The 1380-nt window shown below is 58.3% G+C and carries 1 protein-coding gene; it reads left to right on the top strand.

From position 1 onward, the window contains the following. Window positions 1-74: 74 nt before the first annotated feature. The gene (locus M1L53_RS33015; RefSeq protein ID WP_003943361.1) at window positions 75-1340 is read left to right on the top strand and encodes an IS256 family transposase; all 1266 of its coding nucleotides are present in this window, start codon (window positions 75-77) and stop codon (window positions 1338-1340) included. Window positions 1341-1380: the final 40 nt, after the last annotated feature.

Below are 1380 nucleotides of genomic sequence, written 5' to 3'. Positions count from 1 at the left end.
GGGACTGTCTGAATAACGGTGGATCCGGTCCTTGATTCAACACGCCGAGCTGAGCTTGGCGGGAAGGATCGACGATGACCGAAACACTTGATCCCATGGCAGAGACTGAGGTGGATCAGAAGCAGTTGGCCGAGCAGCTCCTGGCTCAGGCCAAGGAGCAGGGCGTGGAGTTGATGGGCCCGAACGGACTCCTCAATCAACTCACCAAAAACGTCCTAGAGACCGCGTTAGACGCGGAGATGACCGAGCACCTGGGCTACGAGAAGCACGATGCCGCCGGCCGCGGCAGCGGCAACTCGAGGAACGGTACCCGTTCGAAGACGGTGCTCACTGAGATCGGGCCGGTGGAGATCGAAGTGCCACGCGACGTCGATTCTTCGTTCGACCCGCAGATTGTTAAGAAGCGTCAGCGACGCTTGACGGGTATCGATGAGATCGTATTGTCATTGACGGCAAAGGGTTTGACGACCGGCGAGATATCCGCGCACTTTCAAGATATTTACGGAGCGTCGGTGTCGAAGGACACGATCTCGCGGATCACCGACAAGGTCGTCGGGGAAATGACGGAGTGGCAGAACCGGCCACTTGATCGGGTGTATCCGGTGATGTTCATCGATGCGGTGCACGTGAAGGTTCGCGATGGGCAGGTCACCAACCGGCCGATGTATGTCGCGATCGGCGTCACCGTCAATGGCGAACGCGACATCCTCGGGATCTGGGCCGGCGAGGGCGGAGAGGGCGCAAAGTTCTGGCTCTCGGTCCTGACCGAGATCAAGAACCGTGGTGTGGCGGACGTCTGCATCGTTGTGTGCGACGGACTCAAAGGATTGCCTGAAGCGATCAACACCGTCTGGGAACTCGCTGTGGTGCAGACGTGCATTATTCATCTGATACGCAACACTTTTCGCTTTGCCTCTCGTAAATATTGGGATGCGATGGCGCGTGATCTCAAACCTGTCTACACCGCTCCGTCGGAGTTTGCGGCCAGGGAACGATTCGCTGAGTTCACGCAGAAATGGGGGCAGCAGTATCCAGCGATTATCAAGATGTGGGACAACGCGTGGAGTGAGTTCGTTCCGTTCCTGGACTACGACGTCGAGATCAGGCGCGTCATCTGCTCGACGAACGCGATCGAGTCTGTCAACGCTCGCTACAGGCGCGCAGTACGGGCGCGTGGGCACTTCCCGACTGAGCAGGCGGCGCTCAAATGCTTGTACTTGGCCACGCGTGCTCTGGACCCGACAGGGAAAGGTAAGGCACGATGGGCAATGAGGTGGAAGCCCGCGCTCAATGCGTTTGCGATCACCTTCGAAGGACGCATCACCCTGAACGGTAACTAACCGACATCAAGGTCGGATCCACCGTTAATCGGACACTCCC

Source organism: Rhodococcus sp. T9N, assembly GCF_024436645.1.
Classification (GTDB): Bacteria; Actinomycetota; Actinomycetes; order Mycobacteriales; family Mycobacteriaceae; genus Rhodococcus_F; species Rhodococcus_F qingshengii.
Note: the sequence above shows the minus strand (reverse complement) of the source record. Positions and strands in the feature narration are given on the sequence as shown.